This window comes from Variovorax sp. R-27, assembly GCF_049913215.1.
GTDB lineage: Bacteria > Pseudomonadota > Gammaproteobacteria > Burkholderiales > Burkholderiaceae_C > Variovorax.
In genome coordinates, this window is record NZ_CP183984.1 from 3,019,661 (window position 1) to 3,040,323 (window position 20,663).

Below are 20,663 nucleotides of genomic sequence, written 5' to 3' on the forward strand. Positions count from 1 at the left end.
GGTGTTGGCATGAAGCTGCTGCGCCGCCATCGGCTCGCTCACCTGTCCGCCCAGGGCTGGACGCAAGTGCTGGCCCGCCCATGGGACAGCGAGGGCAAGGCGTGCATCGCGCACTGGGCAGAGCGAGGCCTTCCGCTCGTGGTGACACGCCAGCACGAGCTTGCAACTGCGAAGGAGGAGACTGTCTCGCTCGGCCTTCCCGCGCCAACTCACTGGGGACGCCGCCGGCTCGGCTTGCAGGTGCCGCGTTCGGCCATCCTGTGCTTCGGTGAATTTCCGCGCGCAAACGAGGTGCTGCATTTGCTGCCGCGCGATGCGCGCGCGGCCTGGCACAGGTTGGCGACAGCGTTCGAAATAGAGCGCGTGCAGGTGCGCGCCTACGGCAGCTATGGTTGGCAACAACTCACGGGCTTGCGGTACGTGCACCCGGGATCCGATCTGGACTTGTGGATTGCAGTCGACGATGCACGCCACGCGGACTTCATGGCTGCCTGTCTGCAGGCCCAGGCACCCGGGCGGTTGCGGCTTGATGGCGAACTTGTCTTTCGCGACGGCAGCGCGGTCAATTGGCGCGAGTGGAGCGCCTGGCGGGCCGGACATTCGCGCAGCGTGCTGGTGAAGCACGTGTGCGGTGCCCGCCTGGAGACAAGCGCCTTCGTGCCCGAAGACAGTCAAGAGATGGGTCTTGCGGCATGAGCACTGCGTTACCTCTCGCCCTCATCTCGACAGCATTCTCTTCGCCGCCTTCATCGCACGCAATCGGCTGCGCGGCAACGCTGGCGCTGTACGACGAGCTGGCGTTGGCACCGAAGCCAGGACTGGTGTCCTTCGTCGACAACGGCAGTCATGACGACATGGACGCACACACCTTCATGCGAAGCCTCATGGCGCTGCGGCACTACTTCGTGCAGATCGCCGAGTTGGGCGAGGCGCATGCACCCTTCAACGCACTGGAAGCTTGTGGAATTGCCGCGGAGGCACGGATGTTGGAGGCGACGGGTGGCGTGAACACACACCGTGGCGCCGTCTTTACCTTGGGCCTGCTCTGTGCCGCCGCCGGCGCGGCGCGGCGCGACGGCGAGCCGGCGCGGCCAGCCACATTGCGGACTGCATTGCGTCGGCATTGGGGCGATGCGTTGCAGGCCCGCAGCCACCGCATTTCCACTTTGCCAGGCGGCATCGCTGCCCGCCGCCATGGATTGCGAAGCGCATCGCAAGAGGCCGCGCTTGGATTCCCGGTGTTGTTCGACACAGCCGTTCCGACACTTTTTCGTTCAGTGCGGCGCGGTCTGAGCCCGGAGCAGGCGCGTGTCGATACATTGTTCGCCGTCATGGCTGTACTGGACGACAGCAACCTGGCGCACCGTGGCGGAATTCAGGGCCTGCGCAACGCACAGCAGGCAGCGCGCGATTTTCTTGCGAAGGGCGGTGCAGCGGGGCAGGGGGGCATGGAAGCCGCACACGCGGTTCACCGTGACTTCGTCGCGCTCCGTCTGTCGCCTGGTGGCGCTGCAGATACCCTGGCCGCAGCGTGCTGGATGCAGCGCATCTGCGGCGTGGCGGAATGAGCTACGCCATCGTCTTTTCGGGCCAGGGCATGCAGCACCCCGACATGCTGCCCTGGCTCGCGAATGATGAAACGGTGCACGCCATGCAGCAGTTGCTCGGCATCGACGACTGGAGAACATGCGTAAAAGATCCCGTCTGGGCAGGGTGCAATGCGAATGCCCAGGTTCTGCTGACAGGCCTGGCGTTGGCTGCGTGGGCCCAGCTTGCCCCATGTCTTCCAGCGCCAGCGGCGGCAGCTGGCTACAGTGTTGGCGAACTGGCGGCGTTCTCGGCCGCTGGCGTTTTCGATGCGAACACGGCCCTTGAGCTGGCGCATCGCCGCGCAGCGCTGATGGACTGTGCTGGTGAGTCGAATTCCACAGGCCTGATGGGTGTCAGCGGGGTGACCGAATCGCTGCTTGGACGGCTGTGCGAGGAATTCGATCTGGCCGTCGCCATAAGAAACGGCATCGACAGCGTTGTGCTCGGGGGCCTGCAAGTCGTGCTGCCGCTCGCAGTCGAAGCGGCGCAACGCCAGGGCGCGCACGCTTTGCTTCTCAATGTGCAGGTGGCATCCCATACGCGATGGATGGCTGCGGCGGCGCAGGGCTTTGCTGCGCACATTGCGCCGCTGGCGTTTCATGCTGCCGGAATTCCTCTCTTCAGCGATGTGACGGGCCGCGTTGCCGAGCCGCCTCAACTCAAGCACGCGTTGGCCAGGCAGATCGATCACGCAGTGCGGTGGGACGAATGCATGGAAAGCATCGCCGGGCGACGAGTGGCATGCGTGATCGAGATTGGTCCAGGGCGGGCACTGGCGCGCATGTGGAACGGCCGGTACGCCGATACGCCAGCACGCTCCGTAGACGAGTTTCGTAGCGTGGAAGCCATTGCGCGCTACGTTCAGAAATGCATGACAGCGGCTTAGCTCATTCGTACTTCTGCCCGTTGCGTATCAAATCTGGTGTACCGACCACTTCGTTGAGTTCATCGAAGTCCAGCATCTGCGAGCGCCACGGCTGCGTGGTGCGGTGCTGGTGCAGGCTCGCGTAGTAGCCCTGCAGCGTGTGCACCACCGCGCGCGCCGTGCCGCCCGGAAAGATCGCGATGCGAAAGCCGTGCTTCTGCAGCGCGTCCGCGTCCTGGATCGGCGTCTTGCCGCCTTCGACCATGTTGGCCAGGAGCGGCACCCGGTCGCCGAAGCGCCGGCAGGCCGCGTCCATTTGCTCGGGCGAGCGCAGCGCCTCGATGAAGAGCGCGTCCACGCCGCAGGCGAGGTAGGCCTCGGCGCGGTCGAGCGCGGCCTCCAGGCCTTCGACCGCCACCGCATCGGTGCGCGCGAGGATCAGCGTGTCGCTCGAGGTGCGCGCGTCCAGCGCGGCTTTGAGCTTGCCGACCATCTCGCGCTCGGGCACCACGGCCTTGCCGTCGAGGTGGCCGCAGCGCTTGGGAAAGGTCTGGTCTTCGATCTGCACCATCGCCGCGCCCGCGCGCTCGAAGCCGCGCACGGTGCGCTGGGTGTTGAGCGCGTTGCCGAAACCGGTGTCGGCATCGACGATCACCGGCAGGCTCACGCGCTCGGTGATGCGGGCCAGGGTATCGGCCACCTCGGTGTAGGTGGTGAGGCCGACGTCGGAGCGGCCCAGGCGCGTGTAGGCGATGGAGGCGCCCGAGAGGTAGAGCGCCTCGAAACCGGCCCGCTCGGCCACGAGGGCGCTGAGCGCGTCGTACACGCCGGGCGCAAGCACGATGTCGTGGCGCGCCAGCCGGGTCTTGAAGGAAGGGTTCGTCATGGAGACGCTTTCGTCGAATGGATCAATGCAGCGGCGGTGCGCGCCGCGATGTAGCCTCCGGCCACCGCGCTCAGCAGGCCGTTGCCGGAGAGATAACCCCACACCTCATCGCCAGAAACACCGCCCGCCGCGCCACCGGCGGCGAACAGGTTGGCGAAGGGCGTGCCGTCGTGCCGCAGCACGCGCATGTCGGGCGCGGTGTCGAGGCCGCCCTGGGTGTGGAACAGCGCGCCCGTGACCTTCACTGCGAAGTACGGCGCTTCGAGCGCGCGCGCGAACACGCGGCCAGCGGGCGGTGGCGTGCTGGCGCGCATGGAGTCGAACGTGCCTTGCAGCACGGAAGACTCGCAGCCGATGCAATCCGCCAGCGCAGCCACCGATTCGCAGCGGCGCAACGCGCCCGCCGCTTCAGCCTCGCAGAAGTCGGGGAAGCCCCGCGCCAGTGCGAGCAGCGGCGTGTCGAACACGTTCCAGGCAATGCCGCCCGGTTGTGCGAGCACGTGTACCGCGGCCTCCGAGTAGCCCTGCGTCTCGTCGTGAAAGCGCCGGCCTTCGCAGTTGAGCTGTACGCCGCCTTCCATCATCACGGCCCACGACATCAGGGCCCCTTGCGGCGTGACCCACGAGCCATGGCCCTGGTAGCCGCCGAGGTCGCGCAGACGTGCACCCAGCGATTGGCCCCACAGGATCGCGCTGCCGTCGTTGCCGGCGTGACCGCCGAAGGTGGCTTCGACCATCTCGGGCAGCAGCGTGCGGACCATTTCCGCATTGCCGCCGAAGCCATTGCACGCGAGCAGCAGCGCATCGCAGGCCAGCGTTTCGCGGCTGCCATCGGGGCGCAAGTAGTCGGCGCCGATCACGCGGTCCTCGGCATCGAGTACCAATGTATCGACCAACGCTTGCGTCAGCACGGGAATGCCCGCCGCTTCGACGGCCGCTTGCAAGGCCGCCATCAGCGACGCACCGGTTTTCTGCGGCAGCGAATGCATGCGATGTACGCTGTGACCCGGATAGAGAAAGCCGTCGAGCAGCATCCACTGCAGCCCGTGCCGTTCCTGCAGCGCATCGAGTGCCGGACCGATGGACGCCGCATAGGCCTCGACCAGCGCAGGCGCGGCGTGGCCATGGGCCTTGGCCTGGATGTCGGCGGCGAAGCGCCCGGCGCTGTCGTCATGCACGCCATGCGCTCGCTGCGCACGAGTGCCGGGCGCGGGGATGAAGCCGGAGGACAGCGCGGTCGATCCGCTCGGCAGCGTGTCGCGCTCCAGCACCACAGAGGCCACACCCGCATCGCTCAGCATCAGTGCGGTCGTGAGCCCGCAGGCACCGCCGCCGACGATGGCCACCGGCACGTGCACTTCGGCCTCGACCTGCGCGGCGCGACGGATGTGGCGCGGAGGCTTCGTCGTCATGCGAGCGATGCGATGAATGCCGTGCAGTCCGTCACCTCGGCCACGTTGCGCATGTCGGCCAGCGAGGTCTGGTGGCGTTCTTCGCCGAAGGCCGCGCACCCATCGGACAGCACCAGCGTGCGGTAGTCGCGCATGTGCGCATCGCGCACGGTGCTCGCGACGCCGCCATTGGTGACGATGCCGCAGACCGCCACCGTGTCGATACCGGCGTGGCGCAGCACCCAGTCGAGCTGTGTGTTGAAGAAGGCCGAGTACGCGACCTTGCTCACCGTCACGTCGACCAGCCCGGTCAACGCGTCGACGTTCGCCTGGCCCCAGCTGCCGGGCGCGAAGTCGCCCTTTTTCAGATAAGGGCGCATCGCCTTGAGGTGCGGCGACACCATCGGCTCGCCGGCCGCGTCCGGCCACAGCGTGAACTGGCTTGCGGCCACGAGGCCACCCGCCGCCTTGAGTGCGCGCGCCACCTCGGCCACGCGCACCGGCAGCAGCAGCGCCGGCGGATTGGTGTCGCCGCCGCGCGCATAGGCACCGTTGGCATCGAGAAAGTCGTTCTGCAGGTCGATGACGACCAGCGCGGTCTTCGCTGCAACGAACGTCTTGCCTGTGCTCATGACAGCCTCACCAGAAGGTTGCCGTGCGCGTCGACCTCGGCGTGGAATCCGGGTTCGAGCCACACGGTGGTGTCGGCCTGTTCGAGGATTGCAGGGCCTTCGATGCGCGCAGCCACCGGCAGTTCGAGCCGCGCGTAGCGCACGGCCTCATGCCACTGGCCGTGATGGAACACGCGCTGCGTGCCCAGCGGCACGATGCTGCCTCGCCCTTCGGGTGCCAGCACCTTCAGGTCGAACTTCGGTCGCACGCCGATGCGTGCATAGCGCAGGTTCATCACGCGGATCGGGATGCCTTCGAGCACCCGGCCGAATGCGGCGGTGTAGCTGGCCTCGAACGCGGCGCGGATCGATGCGGCCGTGATCGGCGCCTTGCCCGCGTCGGCGAGCACCACAGGCAGCGTGTGCGTCTGGCCCGCGTAGAGCATGTCGAGTGCGATGACCTCGCGCACCTCGTCGAAGCGCACGCCCGATGAATCCAGGCGCTGCTGGCAACTCGCGGCCAGCTCGTCGATGCGGCGCTGCAGGTCACCCACATCGAGCTCGGTCAAAGGCTTGTTGAGGGTCTGCACCGCGTCGTGGCGCATGTCGGCGATCACGCAGCCGAGGGCCGAGGTCACGCCGGGATAGCGCGGCACGATGCCGGTCGCGACGCCCACCTCGCGCATCATCGCGCACACATGCAGCGCACCGCCACCGCCGAAAGGCATGTAGGCGAAGCGACGCGGGTCGTGGCCGCGTTCGATGGACACGAGGCGGATCGCGCCCGCCATGCGCGCATTGGCCACGGTGAGGATGGCTTCCGCGGCCGCATGCACGTCCAGGCCGAGTGGCCGGGCGACGTGCTCCTCGATCGCCTGGCGCGACTTCTGCGCATCCAGCGCCGCGAGCAGTCCTCCACCCAGCGGGCGATCGGCGGCGATGCGGCCCAGCAGCACGTTCGCATCGGTCACCGTCGGGCGCATGTTGCCTCGCCCGTAGCAGGCCGGCCCCGGCACGCTGCCGGCCGACTCGGGGCCGACCTGCAGCATGCCGCTCGCATCCACCGAGGCGATGGAACCGCCGCCGGCGCCGATGGTCTCGATCTGGATCATCGGCGAGCGGATCACCATGCCAAACTCGATCGCGGTCTGCGCGGCCAATGCGGCTTCGCCGTTCGCCACCAGCGACACGTCGAACGAGGTGCCGCCCATGTCGCCGGTGATCGCGTTCGGAAAGCCCGCCGCGCGCGCAATGGCCGCGCAGGCGATCACGCCGGCCGCCGGGCCTGACAGCGCCGTGCGCACCGGCAGGTCGCTCGCGGTCTGCCGCGACATCACGCCGCCGTTGCTCTGCACCACCATCAGCTCGCCGGCAAAGCCCTGGCCGCGCAGGTCGGATTCGAGCCGCTCGAGGTAGCCGCCCACCACGGGCTGCAGCGCCGCATTGAGCGTGGCGGTCGAGCAGCGCTCGAACTCGCGGATCTCGGGCAGCACTTCGCTGGCCGAGGTGACGTGCGGGTTGGGCCAGAGCGCGCGCACCGCCTCGACGGCCAGGCGCTCGTTCTCGGGGTTCGCGTAGGTGTTGATGAAGAACACGCACACGGCCTCGCAGCCGGCGTCGAGCAGCGAGCGGGCTTCGGCGCGCACCTGGTCCAGATCGACTGCGGTGTGCAGCGTGCCGTCGGCGAGCACGCGCTCGTCGACTTCGCGGCGCAGGTCGCGCGGCACCACCGGCGTGAAGCTGCCGCGCAGGCCCCAGGTCTCGGGCCGGTCGCGGCGGCGCATCTCCAGCACGTCGCGAAAACCGCGCGTGGTGATGATGCCGGTGCGCGCCACCTTGCGTTCGAGCAGCGCGTTGGTGCCCACCGTGGTGCCGTGCACGATGGTGGCGATGGCCGCGGCCGAGTCGGCCACGCGCGCCACGCCGTTCATGAAGCCGCGCGCTTCTTCGCCGCGCGTGGAGGGCACCTTGACGATGCGCGCCGTGCCGTTCGCTTCGTCGAGCACGAAGAGGTCGGTGAAGGTGCCGCCGACATCGACGCCGACGACAAGGGATTTGCCAGTGGAAGTCATTCGGACGCCTTCTTCTTGCTGCCGCCGGTGGGGCTGCCGGTTGTCACATAGCCCATCGCGCTGTCGGCCTCGCGCTGTTGCGCAGGCCGCTCGGCGGCGCTGCCCCAGCCGCCGCCGCCGGGCGTTTCGAGCCGCACGCGCTCGCCGCGCGTGAGCTGGATGCCGCGCATCTTCGACACCATTGGCGGCGTGTGCCACTCGCCCGCGTTCTCGTAGCTGAACTTGTTGACCGCGCCTTCGCCGCCGCCCGCGATGCCCTTGGGCGGTGAGGTGCCGCGCTCGCCGAAGACGAACACTTCGGCGTCTTTTTCCAGCAGCTCGATTTCGTAGACGGCGCCGAGGCCGCCGCGATGCCGGCCGTCGCCGCCCGAATCGGCGCGCAGCGACCATTCGGTGAAGCGCACCGGGTAGGCGGCTTCGAGAATTTCGAGCGGCGGAATCGTCGCGGTCGAGATCGGCGCATTGCCGTGCGAGAGCCCATCGCCGCCCGAATGGCCGCCATGGCCGCCTCCGAAGAAGCTGAACATCACCCAGCGCTGGCCTTCGCGGCCCTTGTCGCTGCGGTGGCCCGCGATCGACAGCGCATTGATCGTGCCGTAGGCCTGCGCCACCGCGCGCGTCGGGTCGGCCTGCGCCGCCGCGCTGAAGATCACGTCGATCATGCGCAGGATGGTTTCGGTGTAGCCGCCGACCGGACGTGGGCGCTCGCAGCTGATCACGAGCTTGTCGGGAATGTTGAAGTCCACCGCATCGAGCACGCCGGCATTGGCGGGTACATCGGGGAACAGGTGCTTGAGCGCGACGTAGCAGGCGGCCACCGCCGTGGCGCGCGAGATGTTCACAGGCCCCGCGCATTGCGGCGAGGTGCGCGAGAAGTCGAGCAGCAGCCGGTCGCCGGCCACCGTCATGTCGAGCGCGATGGTCAGCGGCTCGTTCACGATGCCGTCGTTGTCGAGCACGTCCTGGAAGCTGTAGCGGCCATCGGGCAGCGAGGCGATGTGCGAGCGCATCAGGCGCAGCGCGCGGCTGCGCAGCTCGCCGAGCGCATTGAGCACCAGGTCGTCGCCATACTCGTCGAGCAAACCGTTCAGCCGCTTCTCGCCGAGCTCCAGTGCGGCGAGCTGTCCGTTCAGGTCACCCCAGAGGCTGTCGGGCAGGCGCGTGTTGGCCTGCAGGATCGCGAGTACGTCCGCATCGAGCACGCCGCCCTGCACGATGCGCACCGGCGGAATCTGCACGGCCTCCTGCCAGCACTCGGTGGCGGCCGGGTTGTAGTTGCCGGGCACCGCGCCGCCCACGTCGTGCCAGTGCGCAGCCGAGGCCATGTAGCAGTAGAGCTTGCCGTTGCGAAAGAACGGCTTCACCAGCTTGAAGTCGTTGGCGTGCGTGCCGCCGTCGTAGGCGTCGTTGCTGATCCAGATGTCGCCGTCCTTCATGCCGCCGCGCGGCTCGGCTGCCTTGGCGGTGGCGCGCACCGCGAAGGCCATGGCGCCGACGAACACCGGCAGGCCCGACTTGCCCTGCACCAGCGTGTCGCCGCTCGCTGCGTCGTAGAGGCCGTGGCAGGCGTCGTGCGCCTCGGCAATGATGGGATTGAAGGCGCTGCGGTAGAGCGTGGCGTCCATCTCATCGGCCACCTGCTCGAGGCGGCCGCGCAGGACGGCGAGCGTGACGGGGTCGAGGGTTGTGGCGGACGAAGGATCATGCATCGGGGGCTTTCTTGAAGGCGGGGCGGCCAGAGCGCTGGCGCAACTGGTTCATCAATCCGCCGGCGCGGACCATGTCCATGAGGAATCCGGGCACCGGCTCGCAGGCCAGGCGCTTGCGGCCGGGTGCGACGATCTCGGGAGCCGTGGTGTCGAGGGCGATCTGCTCGCCTTCGCTCAAGGTCTCGGCCTCGGCGCAGGTCAGCAGCAGCAGGCCCACGTTGAAGGCATTCCGAAAATACAGGCCGCTGTACGAGGGCGCGATGATTGCCGTCACGCCCAGGTGCACCAGCACGGCAGCAGCCTGCTCGCGCGAGGAGCCGATGCCGAAGTTGGGCCCGGCCACCAGCACGTCGCCGCGCTGCACGCCGGCGGCGAAGTCGGGGCGGATGGCCTCCAGGCAGTGCTTCGCGATGATGTCGATGCCATGCTTCATGGAATGGCCCGGCGCGAGCAGGTCGGTGTCGATGTCGGCGCCCAGGCGCCAGACGCGGTGCGTCGCTTTGGTTGCGCTCATGCAAGCACCTCGCGCGGATCGGTCACGCAGCCGCGCAATGCGGCCGCCGCCACCGTGTAGGGCGAGCCCAGGTAGACCTGTGCAGTCGGCGAGCCCATGCGGCCCTTGAAGTTGCGCGCCGTGGTCGAGATGACGGTGATGTCGTCGCCCATCGGGTCGCCGTAGCCCGAGCAAGCGCCGCAGGCCGTCGGGAAAAGTTCGCCGCCGGCATCCATCAGCACCTGCAGCACGCCTTCCTCGCGCGCCTGCTCCTGGTCGCGCAGGCTGGCGGGTGCCACGATGAGACGGATACCGCTCGCCACCTTGTGGCCGCGCAGCACCTGCGCGGCAGCGCGCAGGTCGTCGAGCTTGGCGCCGGTGCAGGCGCCGATATAGGCCACGTCGACGTGCGTGCCCACGTACCGGCTCACGCCGTGGGCGTTGGCCGGGCTGTGCGGTGCGGCGATGTACGGTTCGAGCGTGGACGCATCGAAGCGGTGGTCCGTGAGCGCGGCATCGTCGTCGGTGAACCAGGGCGCCATGTCCACCGGCGGCGCGCCGGCCTCGGCCAGGAATTGCGCCGTGGTCGCATCGGGCGCGATCAATCCGGCCTGCGCGCCGAGTTCGGCGCTCATGTTGGAGAGCGTCATGCGCTCCTGCATCGACAGCGCAGCGACCGCCGGCCCGGCGAACTCGACCGCCTGGTAGCGCCCGCCGTTCATGCCGAAGCGGCCGATCATGTGCAGCATCATGTCCTTGGCGGTCACGCCCGCGGGCAGCGCGCCGTCCCACCACATGCGAATGGTCTCGGGCACGCGCAGCCAGATCTCGCCGGTGACCATCACGCCCAGCATCTCGGTGCTGCCGATGCCGAACATGTAGGCGCCGAAAGCGCCACCCGTGGGCGAGTGCGAGTCGCCGCCCACGCACAGCATGCCCGGTCGGATGTGGCCATGCTGCGGCACCACCACGTGGCAGATGCCCTGGCTGTCGTACACGTGCGGCAGCTTCTGGTCGCGCGCCCAGTCGCGTGCGATGCGCACGATGCGGCGCGAATCGTCGTCGCGCTCGGGCACGTAATGGTCCATGACGAGCACCACGCGCGAGCGGTCCCAGATCTGCGCGCCGAGCTCTTCCAGCATCGGCTGCAGTCGGCGCGGGCCCGAGGAGTCGTGGAACATCGCCATGTCGACGCCGCAGGTCACGATCTCGCCCACCGACACCCGCTCGCGTCCGCTCGCGCGTGCGATGAGCTTCTGCGCCAGGGTCAGGGCTGGCGCGCGGGTTGGAGCCATCGATGTCATTCCGGCTTGGCTCCCGAGAACTTGACGACCTCGGCCCAGCGCACGATCTCGCTCTGCACGAAGGCCGAGAACTGTTCGGATGAGTTGCCGACCGGAATCGCGCCCTCGGTATCGAGGCGCTGGCGCATGTCGGCCTGCTGCAGCGCATGGCGCGCCGCGTCGCCGATCTGCTTGACGCGGTCGGCAGGCATACGGGCCGGGCCGAAGAGGCCGAACCATGCGCTCGATTCGTAGCCGGGCAGCGCCTCGGCAATCGCCGGCACATTCGGAAAGGCCGGCAGCCGTTTCGCCGTGGTCACGCCCAGCGCCTTGAGCTTGCCGGCCTGGATGTGCGCCTTGACGTTGCCCACGGCCGCGAACATCAGCTGCACCTGGCCGGCGAGCACGTCCTGCACGGCGGGCGCGGTGCCCTTGTAGGGGATGTTCACGATGTTCACGCCCGATTGCATCTTGAAAGCCTCGCCCGCCATGTGCAGCGACGAGCCCACCGCGCCGATCGCGAAGTTGAGCTGGCCCGGCTTTGCCTTGGCGAGCGCGATGAGTTCACGCACTTCCTTCGCAGGCACCGACGGGTGCGCGACGAGGATCGAGGGCGAGGTCGCCACGCAGGTGAGCGCGGTGAAGTCCTTCACCGGGTCGAAGGGCAGCGTCGGGTAGAGCGTGGCGTTGATCGCGTGGCTGGTGAAGCTCATCAGCAGCGTGTTGCCGTCGGGCGCAGCCTTGGCCACCGCATCGGCGGCGATGTTGCCGCCCGCGCCCGGCCGGTTCTCGACGATGACCGTGCGGCCGAGTGCCGGGCCCATGCTGACGGCGAGCGAGCGTGCCAGCGTGTCGGTCGAGCCGCCCGCGGGCGCGCCGACGAGGATGCGCACCGGCGCATTGCCGATCTGTGCAAAGGCACTGCCGGCCCATGCCGCGGCCAGCGACGAGAGGAGGATGTCGCGTCTTTTCATGTGTTGTGTCTCCAGGGAGATGGGGGTGCTTTTTTGAGGGCTCAGAGCCCCAGGTACGCGCGCCGCAGTTCGTCGCTGCCGAGCAACTCGCCGGGCAGGCCCGAGAAGCGCACGCTGCCGTTTTCCAGCACGTAGGCGCGGTCGGCGATTTCGAGCGACTGGCCGACGTTCTGCTCGACCAGCATCACCGCGAGGCCGCCGTCGCGCAGTTCCCGGATCAGCGAGAACATCTCTTCGACCAGCAGCGGCGAAAGGCCGAGCGAGGGCTCGTCGAGGATCAACAGCACCGGCTCGGCCATGAGGCCGCGCGCGATGGCCAGCATCTGCTGCTCGCCGCCGCTCATGGTGCCGGCGTGCTGGTCCATGCGCTCGCGCAGCCGCGGGAAGATGTGGAACGACTTCTCCAGGTTCGTCGCACGGCGCTCGCGTGCCCGCGTGAAGGAGCCGAGCTCCAGGTTCTCGCGCACGCTGAGGTTGGGGAACACCTTGCGGCCTTCGGGCACCTGGATCAGGCCGGCCTTGACGACGTCGCGGTAGTGCGCGCCGCTCAGGTCCTTGCCGTCGAAACGCACCGTGCCGCCCCAGGCCGGGCAGAGGCCGCAGACCATCTTGTTGAGCGTGGACTTGCCCGCGCCGTTGCTGCCGAGCAGCGCGACCATCTCGCCCGCGTTCACGTGCAGGTCGACGCCGCGCAGCACCTCGACGCGACCGTAGCCGCCGCGCAGGCCCTGAATATCGAGCAGTGCGCTCATGCTGCAACTCCCGATGCGGCCTTGCGCAGCCGCGCCGCGGTGCCGTGGCCCAGATAGGCTTCGACGACCTTGTCGTCGGAAGTCACCTGCGCCGGGGTGCCCTCTGCGATCAACTGGCCCTGCGCCAGCACCCACACATGCTCGGCCAGGTGCATCACGGCCTGCATGACGTGCTCGATCATCAGCACGGTGACGCCGCTGTCGGCGATGCCGCGCACCACCGGCATCATCTCGGCGATCTCCTGCGGGTTGAGACCGGCGAGCACTTCGTCGAGCAGCAGCAGGCGCGGCCGTGTCGCGAGCGCGCGGGCCAGTTCGAGGCGCTTGCGGCCGGCCACGGTGAGGTCCGAGGCGGGCTTGTCGAGTTGCGGCGCGAGGCCCACGCGCAGCGCAACAGCTTCGGCGTTCTGCAGCGCCTCGGCGCGGCCGCGCACATGCAGGTGCGCGCCGACGGCGATGTTCTCGCGCACGGTCTGCGCGGCGAAGGGCTTCACGATCTGGAAGGTGCGGGTCATGCCGAGCGCGGCGTTGCGGTGCGGCTCGCGGCCGGTGATGTCCTGCCCCGCGAAGCGCACGGTGCCGGTGTCGGGCTTGAGGAAACCGGACATCAGCGCGAACAGCGTGGTCTTGCCCGCGCCGTTCGGGCCGATTAGCGCGCTCAGGCTGCCCTCGCGCACCGAGAGGCTCACGTTCTGCACGGCCTTCAGGCCGCCGAAGTAGCGCGAGAGGCCATCGATGGCCAGCAGGGCTTCAGTCATTGCGGTCTCCCTTCGCCTTCCACAGCTGCCGCACCGACAGCCCGATGCCCGCGATGCCGCGTGGCACGAAGATGACGATGAGCACCAGCACCGTGCCGTAGATCACCATGTTGATGCCTGGTAGTTCGCCGAAGAGGTTGCGCGTGAAGTCCGACAGCAGGTGCAGCACGACGGCGCCGAGCACCGGCCCCCACATCGTGCCCATGCCGCCCACGATGGCCGCGACCAGCGCCTCGATCGACACGGCCGGGCCGTAGGCGATCCCGGCATCGATGTACTGGAACACCTGCACGTAGAACGCACCGGCCGCGCCCATGAAGGCTGCCGACAGACCGATGGCCGCCAGCTTGACGCGCAACGGATTGACACCGACGGCGCGCGCCGCATCCTCGTTGTCGCGCACCGCCTGCAGGTAGGCGCCGAAGCGGCCGTTGCGCAGCCACCAGGTCACGAGCAGCGCGGCGACGACCATCGCGAGCACCACCCAGAGGTAGCCAGCGCGCGTCGAGAACTGCAGGTTGGCCACCGACTCGCGCAGCGGCACCATGAGCCCGACGCCGCCACCGGTGAAGTCGACCGACAGTGCAAGGATGCGAAACACCTCGGCAAAGGCCAGCGTGACGAGCGCGAAATACGAGCCCTTGAGGCCGTAGCGGAAGGTGAGGGCGCCCATGAAGAGGCCGACGAGTGCGGCACCGATCACCGCGAGCGGCAGCGCGGCCCAGGCGTTGATGCCGCCCTGCAGCTGCGCGATCGCCTGGATGTACGCACCGGTGCCGAAGAACAGCGCATGCCCGAACGAGAACTGCCCGCCGAAGCCGCCGAGGATGTTCCAGGCCTGTGCGATGAGCGTGGCGTAGAGCGCCATCATCACGAAGTTGAGCGTGACGCCCGAGGTGGTGACGAACGGCACGCAGCCGACCAGCACGGCAAAGAGCGCAATGCCCGCGAGCTGCTTCAGGCCCGCGCTCATGCCTTGGCTCCGAACATGCCCTGTGGCCTGAAGAGCACCACGCCGATGAAGATCGCGAAGATGCCGATCTGACCGAGCGATTCGCCGAGGTACAGCCCGCCGAGCGACTCGACCACGCCGACGAGGAAGCCGCCGATCAGCGCCCCGACGAAACTGCCCATGCCGCCGAGCACGACGATGGTGAAGGCCACGAGCACGAAGCCGCCGCCGACCTGTGGGTTGACGTAGTAGGCCGGCAGCAGGAAGCACGCGGCCGCCCCGAGGCACGCGAGGCCGATTCCGAAGCTCATCGCGTAGACATGGTCGACGTCGATGCCCATGAGCTTGGCGCCCTCTTTCTCCTTGGCGACGGCGCGGATCGCGCGGCCGAGGTCTGTGCGGCCCATGATCCAGAACAGGATGCCCGAGACGACCAGCGCACCCGCGAAGGCGACGAGCTTGGGCACGGCGATCATCGCGGGGCCGATGGCGACGGTGCTCAGCGAGTAGGCGGTGTCGATGTTGCGCGTGTCGGACTTGAAGAACAGCAGCGCGAGGTTCTCCATGACGATGGCGATGCCGAGCGTGGCGAGCAGGATGTTCTCGTCCTTGCCGTGACCCGCGCGGTTGATGACCACGCGCTGCAGCGCGTAGCCGAGCGCGAACATGCCGAGCACCACGATGGGCAACGCAAGGTAGGGGTCGACGCCCAGGCGCTCCTTGAGGAAGTACACCGCGTACAGCGCCAGCATCAGGCTGGCGCCGTGCGCGAAGTTGATGATGTGCAGGACGCCGTAGATCAGCGTAAGCCCCAGCGCGATCAGTGCGTACACCGCGCCCGTCGTCAGCCCGTTCAGGACCGACGGGAAAAGAATGCCGAAATCGAACATCCCGCCTTCCGATCAGGCAGCGCGCAGCGGGAACACCGGCTCGACCTCGCGATAGTCGCGCGGAATGATGACCTTGATGTCGTTCTTCACCACCTGCGTCATGAGCGGCTGCGCGCCTTCGTTCTGGCCGTTGACGAACTTCGTGGGGCCATAGGGCATGAAGTGGTTGCCGAAGGTGCTCTTCTCGAGCGCGTCGACGATTGCGGCACGCTCCGTCGACTTGGCGCGCTCCAGCGCATCGGCCAGCAGCCACATCGCGGTGTAGGTCATGAAGACCTCGTAGCTGAAGAACTGGCCCTTGGCCTCGACGCGCTTGCGCAGGTCCTGCGCGCGCTTGTCCTTCGGGTTGAACCAGTGGTTGCAGTCGATGATGCCGTTGGCCGCGTCCGGAAATTCCTTCACGAACTTGTAGCTCGATGCCGCGCCGCCCAGCACCGAGAAGATCGCCTTGGGCACCACTTTCTGCTGCTGCATGGTACGCACCAGCAGCGCGTATTCGTTGTAGTAGTTGGCCGGGATCACGATGTCGGGGTTGATCGACTTCATGCGCAGCACGATGTTGTTGAAGTCGCGCGTGGGGTTGGCATGCTTCACCACCTCCTTCACCTCGAAGCCGTAGCCCGGCAGCTCGCGTGAGAGCAGCTGTGCGGTGCCGGCGCCGAACAGCGACTCTTCGTGGATGATCATCACGGTCCTGGCCGGGTTGCCTGCGGCCTTGTTGAGCACCAGCAGGTTGGCCATGGCCACCTCGGTCGACTTCTTGTAGCCCGGGCCGAAGCGGAAGGTGTTCTTCAGGCCGCGCTCCACGATCTGGTCGGCCACGCCCACGTCCACCACGTGCGGCAGGTTGTACTTGGCCGCGGCCTGCGTGGTTGCGAGGCAGATGGCCGAGGCATAGGCGCCGACGATGGCCGAGACGCCGGCCTCGTTCATCTTCTCGACCTCGGCCGAGCCGGCCTGCGGCTGCGATTGCGCATCGCCCAGCAGGGCCTCCAGCTTCGCGCCGCCGAGCGACTTGATGCCGCCCGCGGCATTGATGTCCTCGATGGCCATCAGCGCGCCGAGGCGGCATTGCTGGCCCGAATAGGCCAGTGCCCCGGTGACCGGATGCAGCACGCCGACCTTGACGGCCCTGGGCTGCGCCCCTGCCACGAGCGGGAAGGCAACGGCAGTCGCCAGGGCGGCGGACTGCGACACGAAACGGCGGCGGTTCTGCATGGTGGGGCTTTCCTTTTCTCTTCAGTTGAACTGGGCTGACACGTCTTTGCTGACCCACACCTTCGCGTCGATGCTGCCCACGCGGGAGAGCTGCATTTCGTAGGTGTAGCGATCGGGGCGGTAGAGGCCGTGCAGCCATTGCACGGGCCGCTCGTCTTCGTCGTAGATCAGGCGGCGCACTGCGAGCAGGGCCGAGCCGACCGAGACATCGAGGTGCTGTGCGAGAACGTTGTCGGCCAGGCGCGCGGAGATGGTCTGGTGCGCGCGGCCCACCTTGACGCCCGACTCCTCGAGCAGCACGAGGATGGGCTTCTTCGACAGCTCGCGGCGGCCGAAGCGGCGCGCGATCGTGTCGGGCACGTAGGTGGTGATGTGCGAGAGCGGGCCTTCCTTGGTGGAACGCACGCGCACGGCTTTCTGCACCGGGTCGCCGAGCTGCAGCTGCAGCGCCTCGGCCACCTGGGTGGAGGCGGTGATGGTCGCGACCTCGATGACCTTGACCGAGGTGTGCAGGCCCATGGTGACCAGGTTCTCGAGCAGGCCGCGCAGATTGGCGCGTTCCATGCCTTTGGTGCCGGGGCTCTCACCGCTGACCGGCGGTGGCAGGGCACGCGTGCGGCGGCCTGGGTTGCGCGCGATCAGGCCTTCGGAAGACAGCTGTTCGAGTGCGCGGCGCACCGTGACGCGCGCCACACCGAATTGCGCCATGAGCGCGAGCTCGCCGGGCAGGCCCTCCGCGAAACGCCCTTCGTGCAACTGTTCACGCAGGACCAAGTAGATCTGGTGATATTTGGGCAAAGGCATTTGCGACATGCCTTTGATGTTTTTGCAGTTTCAATGTTCTGTCAATGGGACATTTGAGATCGAGATGGGGCTCGGGCCAGACTGGTGGAATCGCGCACCGTCGATGCGGCGTTTCAGACCCTCGACGAAGCGGGGGGCATCGAACAGGGGGGGAGGCGCATCAGAAGGCGCGCGATGCCCGAGTCTCGGACGGCCGCTCGCCGAAGCGGGCGCGGTATTGCGCCGCGAAGTGGCCCAAATGAAGAAAGCCGTACTTCTGCGCTACCTCTCGCACGCCCACTGCGGCGACGCCGGCCGATGCCAGCAACTCGGCCCGCACCCGGTCGAGCCTGATCTCGCGCAGAAACTCCATCGGCCCCTGGCCCGCGTGCTGGCGAAACGCCAGCTGCAGCGCGCGCGCACTGCAGCCGACTTCGCGGCAGACGTCGGCCAACGACAGCGGCTCATCGGCATGGGCTGCCATGTATTCCTGCGCCCTGCGGACCACGCGCGGCAGCAGGCTGCGCTGCGCTTCGCCGGCCAGGGCGCGCGAATGGTTGTGCCCTGCCGACATCAGCAGGCTCGCCATCAGGTACGCCTCGGCATGCTCGGCCAAAGGGCCGCCGGCCTGCAGCGTGTTGCCGGCGTCGAGCGTGAGCCGCAGATAGTCGATGAAATGCACCACCGGCGCCAGCGCGGGGTTGTCCAGCGGCACGCCCAGATCGAACACCAGGGCCTGCCTGACGGGGGCCTGCAGCAGCGACTCGAGCCGCGAGAGCAGCGCCGAGCGGGCCAGCCGCACGATCAGGTGCGGGCTGTCGTCGGCCCAGCGCATCGACAGCGGTTCGGTGGGCGAGGGCAGCGATGCGAGACGGGGCGTCGCTTCCACGTGCTGCGCGCCGCAGTGAATCTCGGCGCCGCCGCGCAACGGGATCTGCAACAGGAAGAAATCCTGCAGGTAGCCGGGGTCGATCTGCACGCCGGGGCCGTACTGCACGTAATTGAGGCTCACGTCCCGATGCAGCCGCGCGCTGTGGTGGCAGGCGTCGAGTTCGGTGCGGGGTCGCAGCATGACCAGGCCGTGCGGACAGAACACGCGGGCCACGCTTTCACGGGCCTCGTCCATGTCGTGGCTCTCGAAAAGCCGGTAGCGCTGCAGCGGCAGCGGTGGGGTCGTGACGGTTTCCATGGGGCGCAGTCACCCTAGCAAAAACCATCCCCACCCACAATTCGGATCACCCCTCGACAAAAACCTGCGCGCCAGGGACAGGGCCTGCGTTTGCGGGATTCGCCGAACGCCTGCTTGCTCATAACGTTCGCTCCACAGGCCAACCGGCCTGCCCGATCAACCGAGGAGAGCAAGCGTCATGTTCAAGGGACTCGAAGGCAGGAGCGCCATCGTCACCGGTGGCTCCACACTGATAGGCGCCGGCGTGGTGCGCGCGCTGCACGCGGCCGGCGTGAAGGTCGTCATCGCCGACATCGATGCCGACAACGGCCAGCTTCTGGCCGATTCACTCGGCGCCGGCGTGCGCTTCGTGCGCACCGACATCACCGACGACGCGCAAGTGCAGGCCTGCGTGGCGCAGGCGGCCGCGCAGCACGGCGGCGTGCACTTTCTCGTGAACCTTGCGTGCTCGTATGTGGACGACGGCTTCAAGTCGCCGCGCGCCGACTGGCTCACGTCGTTCAACGTGAACGTGGCGAGCGCGGTGGCGATGCTGCAGGCCGTGCACCCGCACATGGTGGCGGCCGGCGGCGGGGCAGTGGTCAATTTCACGAGCATCTCGTCGCGCGTGGCGCAGACGGGGCGCTGGCTCTATCCGGTGAGCAAGGCCGCCATGGCGCAGCTCACCCGCAACATGGCGATGGACCTGGCGCCGGATGGCATCCGCGTGAACAGCGTGTCGCCGGGCTGGACATGGTCGGCCGTGATGGACCGCCTCAGCGGCGGTGACCGCGCCAAGACCGACCGCGTGGCCGCGCCTTTCCATCTGCTCGGGCGCGTCGGCGACCCGGACGAGGTGGCGCAGGTGGTGCTGTTCCTCTGCTCGGACCACGCGAGCTTCGTGACCGGCGCCGACTACGCGGTGGACGGCGGCTATGCCGCCATGGGCCCCGAGCAGGCCGTGCCCGCCATTCCCAAGTTGATGGACTAGCTCCGAACGGAGCATCAAGGAGCAAGCAATGAAGCGAATCGCCATCGTCGGCGCGGGCCAGTCGGGCCTGCAACTGGGTCTCGGACTGCTCGCGGCAGGCTACGAGGTCACGATGTTCAGCAACCGTACGGGCGAAGACATCCGCCACGGCAAGGTCATGTCGAGCCAGTGCATGTTCCACACCTCGCTGCAGATCGAGCGCGACCTGGGCCTGGACCTCTGGGCGCACGACTGTCCCACGGTGGACGGCATCGGGCTGGCCGTGCCGCATCCCGAGCAGAAGGGGGCCAAGGCCATCGACTGGGTCGCACGGCTGAATTCGAGCGCCCAGTCGGTCGACCAGCGCGTCAAGATCCCGGCCTGGATGGACGAGTTCCAGAAGAAGGGCGGCGAACTCGTCTTCAAGGACGCGGGCATCGACGAGCTCGAGGCCTGTACGCAAAGCCACGACCTCACGCTGGTGGCCAGCGGCAAGGGCGAGATCTCGAAGCTCTTCGAGCGCGACGCCCACAAGTCGAGCTTCGACAAGCCGCAGCGTGCATTGGCCCTGACCTACGTGAAAGGGATGAAGCCGCGCGAGCCGCACTCGGCCGTGTGCTTCAACCTGATTCCCGGCGTGGGCGAGTACTTCGTGTTCCCGGCGCTGACCACGACGGGGCCCTGCGAGATCATGGTGTTCGAAGGCGTGCCCGGCGGCCCGATGGATTGCTGGGCGGACGTGAAGACGCCGCAGGAACACCTCGCGCGCAGCAAGTGGATTCTCGACACCTTCCTGCCGTGGGAAGCCGAGCGCTGCACGAACATCGAGTTGACCGACGACAACGGCATTCTCGCGGGCCGCTTCGCGCCGACGGTCCGTAAGCCGATCGCGACATTGCCCTCGGGGCGCAAGGTGCTGGGTCTGGCCGACGTGGTGGTGCTCAACGACCCGATCACGGGGCAAGGTTCCAACAACGCGGCCAAGTGCGCCGACACGTACCTCAAGAGCATCCTCGCGCGCGGAGATGGCGCGGCCGATGCCGCGTGGATGGAGCAGACCTTCGACCGCTACTGGTTCGGCTACGCGCAATGGGTCACGCAGTGGACGAATATGCTGCTCGCACCGCCGCCGCCCCACGTGCTCAAGCTGCTCGGCACCGCCGGCGCGATGCCGCCGCTGGCCAGTGCCTTCGCCAACGGGTTCGACGATCCGCGCACATTCTTCCCGTGGTTCGCGGACCCCGCGGAGGCGGATCGCTACATCGAAACCTGCGCGTCCGTCGCATAGCCTGGAGCGA

The 20,663-nt window shown here is 68.0% G+C and carries 20 protein-coding genes; 5 read left to right on the forward strand and 15 right to left on the reverse strand.

The window, feature by feature from the left end; all coding sequences use genetic code 11:
- The first annotated feature begins 9 nt into the window (after positions 1-9).
- Genes mdcG through ACN9MV_RS14015 form a run of 3 tightly spaced genes read left to right on the forward strand, consistent with a single transcriptional unit; the run spans position 10 to position 2,476 of the window.
- On the forward strand, positions 10-696 hold the full coding sequence (mdcG, locus tag ACN9MV_RS14005) for a malonate decarboxylase holo-[acyl-carrier-protein] synthase (protein WP_426392763.1): 687 nt from the start codon (positions 10-12) through the stop codon (positions 694-696).
- Complete coding sequence (mdcB, locus tag ACN9MV_RS14010; RefSeq protein WP_093176782.1) at positions 693-1,568, forward strand: triphosphoribosyl-dephospho-CoA synthase MdcB; 876 nt, start codon at positions 693-695, stop codon at positions 1,566-1,568. Before mdcG ends, mdcB begins: the two co-directional genes overlap by 4 nt.
- Positions 1,565-2,476, forward strand: coding sequence for an acyltransferase domain-containing protein (locus ACN9MV_RS14015; protein ID WP_426392765.1), 912 nt, complete (start codon positions 1,565-1,567; stop codon positions 2,474-2,476). Before mdcB ends, ACN9MV_RS14015 begins: the two co-directional genes overlap by 4 nt.
- A 1-nt stretch (position 2,477) precedes the next feature.
- Here ACN9MV_RS14015 and ACN9MV_RS14020 read toward each other — a convergent pair whose 3' ends face one another.
- From ACN9MV_RS14020 to ACN9MV_RS14090, 15 genes are all read right to left on the reverse strand, one after another.
- A complete protein-coding gene (locus ACN9MV_RS14020; RefSeq protein ID WP_093176785.1) occupies positions 2,478-3,341 on the reverse strand; it encodes an isocitrate lyase/PEP mutase family protein in 864 nt (287 codons plus the stop codon).
- A complete protein-coding gene (locus ACN9MV_RS14025; RefSeq protein ID WP_426392767.1) occupies positions 3,338-4,753 on the reverse strand; it encodes an FAD-dependent oxidoreductase in 1,416 nt (471 codons plus the stop codon). Before ACN9MV_RS14025 ends, ACN9MV_RS14020 begins: the two co-directional genes overlap by 4 nt.
- A complete protein-coding gene (locus ACN9MV_RS14030; protein ID WP_426392768.1) occupies positions 4,750-5,364 on the reverse strand; it encodes a cysteine hydrolase family protein in 615 nt (204 codons plus the stop codon). The genes ACN9MV_RS14025 and ACN9MV_RS14030 overlap by 4 nt, the downstream gene beginning before the upstream one ends.
- Positions 5,361-7,415, reverse strand: a complete 2,055-nt coding sequence (locus ACN9MV_RS14035; protein ID WP_426392769.1) for a hydantoinase/oxoprolinase family protein — start codon at positions 7,413-7,415, stop codon at positions 5,361-5,363. The genes ACN9MV_RS14030 and ACN9MV_RS14035 overlap by 4 nt, the downstream gene beginning before the upstream one ends.
- Positions 7,412-9,124 (reverse strand): hydantoinase B/oxoprolinase family protein, encoded by a 1,713-nt coding sequence (locus ACN9MV_RS14040; protein WP_426392770.1) that lies wholly within the window; start codon positions 9,122-9,124, stop codon positions 7,412-7,414. The genes ACN9MV_RS14035 and ACN9MV_RS14040 overlap by 4 nt, the downstream gene beginning before the upstream one ends.
- Positions 9,117-9,638, reverse strand: coding sequence for a 3-isopropylmalate dehydratase (locus ACN9MV_RS14045; protein ID WP_093058995.1), 522 nt, complete (start codon positions 9,636-9,638; stop codon positions 9,117-9,119). The genes ACN9MV_RS14040 and ACN9MV_RS14045 overlap by 8 nt, the downstream gene beginning before the upstream one ends.
- Positions 9,635-10,921, reverse strand: coding sequence for a 3-isopropylmalate dehydratase large subunit (locus tag ACN9MV_RS14050; protein WP_426392771.1), 1,287 nt, complete (start codon positions 10,919-10,921; stop codon positions 9,635-9,637). The genes ACN9MV_RS14045 and ACN9MV_RS14050 overlap by 4 nt, the downstream gene beginning before the upstream one ends.
- On the reverse strand, positions 10,918-11,874 hold the full coding sequence (locus ACN9MV_RS14055) for a tripartite tricarboxylate transporter substrate binding protein (RefSeq protein ID WP_426392773.1): 957 nt from the start codon (positions 11,872-11,874) through the stop codon (positions 10,918-10,920). Before ACN9MV_RS14055 ends, ACN9MV_RS14050 begins: the two co-directional genes overlap by 4 nt.
- Before the next feature lie 41 nt (positions 11,875-11,915).
- Complete coding sequence (locus ACN9MV_RS14060; RefSeq protein ID WP_354337931.1) at positions 11,916-12,626, reverse strand: ABC transporter ATP-binding protein; 711 nt, start codon at positions 12,624-12,626, stop codon at positions 11,916-11,918.
- A complete protein-coding gene (locus tag ACN9MV_RS14065; protein WP_426392775.1) occupies positions 12,623-13,384 on the reverse strand; it encodes an ABC transporter ATP-binding protein in 762 nt (253 codons plus the stop codon). The genes ACN9MV_RS14060 and ACN9MV_RS14065 overlap by 4 nt, the downstream gene beginning before the upstream one ends.
- Positions 13,377-14,357, reverse strand: coding sequence for a branched-chain amino acid ABC transporter permease (locus tag ACN9MV_RS14070; RefSeq protein ID WP_426392776.1), 981 nt, complete (start codon positions 14,355-14,357; stop codon positions 13,377-13,379). Before ACN9MV_RS14070 ends, ACN9MV_RS14065 begins: the two co-directional genes overlap by 8 nt.
- Positions 14,354-15,226, reverse strand: a complete 873-nt coding sequence (locus ACN9MV_RS14075; RefSeq protein ID WP_093058989.1) for a branched-chain amino acid ABC transporter permease — start codon at positions 15,224-15,226, stop codon at positions 14,354-14,356. Before ACN9MV_RS14075 ends, ACN9MV_RS14070 begins: the two co-directional genes overlap by 4 nt.
- Before the next feature lie 12 nt (positions 15,227-15,238).
- Positions 15,239-16,444 (reverse strand): ABC transporter substrate-binding protein, encoded by a 1,206-nt coding sequence (locus ACN9MV_RS14080; RefSeq protein ID WP_426392778.1) that lies wholly within the window; start codon positions 16,442-16,444, stop codon positions 15,239-15,241.
- Between the two features lie 21 nt (positions 16,445-16,465).
- Positions 16,466-17,248: a GntR family transcriptional regulator gene (locus tag ACN9MV_RS14085; protein WP_093176804.1), complete on the reverse strand. Its 783-nt coding sequence runs from the start codon at positions 17,246-17,248 to the stop codon at positions 16,466-16,468.
- Positions 17,249-17,408: 160 nt separating this feature from the next.
- On the reverse strand, positions 17,409-18,416 hold the full coding sequence (locus tag ACN9MV_RS14090) for an AraC family transcriptional regulator (RefSeq protein ID WP_093176806.1): 1,008 nt from the start codon (positions 18,414-18,416) through the stop codon (positions 17,409-17,411).
- A gap of 178 nt (positions 18,417-18,594) precedes the next feature.
- Between ACN9MV_RS14090 and ACN9MV_RS14095 the strand changes: the two genes are divergently transcribed.
- Both ACN9MV_RS14095 and ACN9MV_RS14100 read left to right on the forward strand, forming a co-directional pair.
- Positions 18,595-19,386 carry an SDR family oxidoreductase gene (locus ACN9MV_RS14095; protein WP_426392780.1) on the forward strand — a complete coding sequence of 264 codons (792 nt, stop codon included), beginning with the start codon at positions 18,595-18,597 and terminating at the stop codon, positions 19,384-19,386.
- Between the two features lie 28 nt (positions 19,387-19,414).
- Positions 19,415-20,653: a styrene monooxygenase/indole monooxygenase family protein gene (locus tag ACN9MV_RS14100; protein ID WP_426392781.1), complete on the forward strand. Its 1,239-nt coding sequence runs from the start codon at positions 19,415-19,417 to the stop codon at positions 20,651-20,653.
- Positions 20,654-20,663: the final 10 nt, after the last annotated feature.

Excerpts from the sequence above, each read along its gene's own strand:
- mdcG (WP_426392763.1), top strand. The coding sequence starts at position 10 with ATGAAGCTGCTGCGCCGCCATCGGCTCGCTCACCTGTCCGCCCAGGGC.
- mdcB (WP_093176782.1), top strand. The coding sequence starts at position 693 with ATGAGCACTGCGTTACCTCTCGCCCTCATCTCGACAGCATTCTCTTCG.
- ACN9MV_RS14015 (WP_426392765.1), top strand. The coding sequence starts at position 1,565 with ATGAGCTACGCCATCGTCTTTTCGGGCCAGGGCATGCAGCACCCCGAC.
- ACN9MV_RS14020 (WP_093176785.1), bottom strand. The coding sequence starts at position 3,341 with ATGACGAACCCTTCCTTCAAGACCCGGCTGGCGCGCCACGACATCGTG.
- ACN9MV_RS14025 (WP_426392767.1), bottom strand. The coding sequence starts at position 4,753 with ATGACGACGAAGCCTCCGCGCCACATCCGTCGCGCCGCGCAGGTCGAG.
- ACN9MV_RS14030 (WP_426392768.1), bottom strand. The coding sequence starts at position 5,364 with ATGAGCACAGGCAAGACGTTCGTTGCAGCGAAGACCGCGCTGGTCGTC.
- ACN9MV_RS14035 (WP_426392769.1), bottom strand. The coding sequence starts at position 7,415 with ATGACTTCCACTGGCAAATCCCTTGTCGTCGGCGTCGATGTCGGCGGC.
- ACN9MV_RS14040 (WP_426392770.1), bottom strand. The coding sequence starts at position 9,124 with ATGCATGATCCTTCGTCCGCCACAACCCTCGACCCCGTCACGCTCGCC.
- ACN9MV_RS14045 (WP_093058995.1), bottom strand. The coding sequence starts at position 9,638 with ATGAGCGCAACCAAAGCGACGCACCGCGTCTGGCGCCTGGGCGCCGAC.
- ACN9MV_RS14050 (WP_426392771.1), bottom strand. The coding sequence starts at position 10,921 with ATGACATCGATGGCTCCAACCCGCGCGCCAGCCCTGACCCTGGCGCAG.
- ACN9MV_RS14055 (WP_426392773.1), bottom strand. The coding sequence starts at position 11,874 with ATGAAAAGACGCGACATCCTCCTCTCGTCGCTGGCCGCGGCATGGGCC.
- ACN9MV_RS14060 (WP_354337931.1), bottom strand. The coding sequence starts at position 12,626 with ATGAGCGCACTGCTCGATATTCAGGGCCTGCGCGGCGGCTACGGTCGC.
- ACN9MV_RS14065 (WP_426392775.1), bottom strand. The coding sequence starts at position 13,384 with ATGACTGAAGCCCTGCTGGCCATCGATGGCCTCTCGCGCTACTTCGGC.
- ACN9MV_RS14070 (WP_426392776.1), bottom strand. The coding sequence starts at position 14,357 with ATGAGCGCGGGCCTGAAGCAGCTCGCGGGCATTGCGCTCTTTGCCGTG.
- ACN9MV_RS14075 (WP_093058989.1), bottom strand. The coding sequence starts at position 15,226 with ATGTTCGATTTCGGCATTCTTTTCCCGTCGGTCCTGAACGGGCTGACG.
- ACN9MV_RS14080 (WP_426392778.1), bottom strand. The coding sequence starts at position 16,444 with ATGCAGAACCGCCGCCGTTTCGTGTCGCAGTCCGCCGCCCTGGCGACT.
- ACN9MV_RS14085 (WP_093176804.1), bottom strand. The coding sequence starts at position 17,248 with ATGCCTTTGCCCAAATATCACCAGATCTACTTGGTCCTGCGTGAACAG.
- ACN9MV_RS14090 (WP_093176806.1), bottom strand. The coding sequence starts at position 18,416 with ATGGAAACCGTCACGACCCCACCGCTGCCGCTGCAGCGCTACCGGCTT.
- ACN9MV_RS14095 (WP_426392780.1), top strand. The coding sequence starts at position 18,595 with ATGTTCAAGGGACTCGAAGGCAGGAGCGCCATCGTCACCGGTGGCTCC.
- ACN9MV_RS14100 (WP_426392781.1), top strand. The coding sequence starts at position 19,415 with ATGAAGCGAATCGCCATCGTCGGCGCGGGCCAGTCGGGCCTGCAACTG.